The sequence below is a fragment of the Cesiribacter sp. SM1 genome, from assembly GCF_020178975.1.
Classification (GTDB): domain Bacteria; phylum Bacteroidota; class Bacteroidia; order Cytophagales; family Cyclobacteriaceae; genus Cesiribacter.
The window spans coordinates 1-1,421 of sequence record NZ_JAHXBU010000035.1; the positions used below are offsets into that span (position 1 = coordinate 1).

Annotated in this window: 2 protein-coding genes and 1 rRNA gene; 2 read left to right on the forward strand and 1 reads right to left on the reverse strand. The window is 44.7% G+C overall.

Features of this window, described 5'->3' with window-relative positions; all coding sequences use genetic code 11:
- Window positions 1–452, forward strand: a 452-nt coding sequence (locus KWJ01_RS03990; protein ID WP_370634649.1) for a helix-turn-helix domain-containing protein, incomplete at its 5' end; no start/stop codon positions are given.
- Window positions 453–497: 45 nt separating this feature from the next.
- Entirely contained in the window at window positions 498–1,061 is a 564-nt protein-coding gene (locus KWJ01_RS03995; RefSeq protein ID WP_224995133.1) for an IS630 family transposase, read from the forward strand.
- A gap of 236 nt (window positions 1,062–1,297) precedes the next feature.
- Here the strand turns inward: KWJ01_RS03995 and rrf are convergent.
- Window positions 1,298–1,409: ribosomal RNA gene (gene rrf / locus KWJ01_RS04000) — 5S ribosomal RNA — on the reverse strand.
- Between the last annotated feature and the right edge of the window lie 12 nt (window positions 1,410–1,421).

The window sequence follows — 1,421 nt, forward strand, 5'->3', positions numbered from 1 at the left end:
TACAGAGGAGCAGGAAGCTTACTCATCCCTTAGCCCAGGCAAGAGTAAGAGCCTTTTATCTGTACAAGATTAACCAGAACAAGGAATATGGAGAAATAGCCAAAGAAGTTGGTTATGGTCCACATGCAGTGGGCCAGTGGTTTAAGCTTTACAGGGAAAAAGGCTTGCAGGCATGCCTTAGCATAAATGCAGGAGGACACAAAAGAGAGTCAGCTATAACAGGAAAGGTACTGCAAGAGCTAAAGGCAAAGCTTTCTGATCCGGTGAACTACTTCACCTCCTATAAAGCGATTCATCAGTGGCTGGAAAAGGAGCATGACATTCATCTTAGCTATGAACATGTTCATAAGTTTGTGCACCAGCATCTGGGGGCAAAGCTCAAGGTGGTGCGAAAGAGCAATCTCAAAAAGGATGCTGCCTATGAGGAGAAGCGGTCCGCCGCCGCGGTATAAAAAAAACTGAATCTGCTGCTGGAGTTCATCCTTAGGCGCTACTATATTCCTTTAGCTGATAAAGGCCTTGTTAAGCAATGGAAGGTATACTTCCAGGATGAGAGTCGGTTTGGGCTGATGACAGTGCTAAGAAGAGCCATCACCATGACAGGAGTAAAACCAGTGGGAGCTTACCAGCACCGCTTCATCTACCGCTATTGCTACAGCTTAGTAGAGCCTTTAGCAGGAGATCATTTCTTTGTCACTGCCCCCCAGGTAAACACTCTTTACTTCGAGTATATGCTTCAGGAGTTCAGCCAGCATGAGCCAGAGGTATTCAAGATCATCTTCTTAGACAAAGCAGGCTACCACAGAGCAAAAGAGCTAAAGGTGCCAGAGAACATCCGTCTTGTCTACTTACCTTCTTCTAACCCAGAACTGAATCAGGTGGAAAGGCTCTGGGGTGACATGAAATACAAAGTAGCTTTTCACAACTTCAAAGATGAACAAGACCTGGAAGAATGGATCAAAACCACTGCTAATAGTTATCAAAAGCAGCACATAGCCTCTCTTACCGGATTCCCCTATATCAAGCATGCTGTCAAAAAAGCTTTAGCTGCTATTGAATGAGCTTCATGCTAATTGGTATAACACAAAAAGTCTCAAAAAGAAGTTCAAGTACTATAAAGCTGCGCTAGATTAGAGCCCTGATCTACTGCGTATCAGGCCCAAAAAGAAGCTCCTTGTGAAGGAAAGCAGAAGGTATAATGAATAGGAAAAGCCATTAAAAGCCTTCCAGATGATTCTGCAAGAGCTTAGGCAAAAAAAAAGCCTCACACTTTACAGTATGAGGCTTGAGGTTGATGGGTTGGCGGCGACCTACTCTCCCGGGTGTTACCCAAGTACCATTGGCGCTACAGGGCTTAACTTCTCTGTTCGGAATGGGAAGAGGTGAACACCTGTGCTATAGCCACCATTATTTCTTTTGGT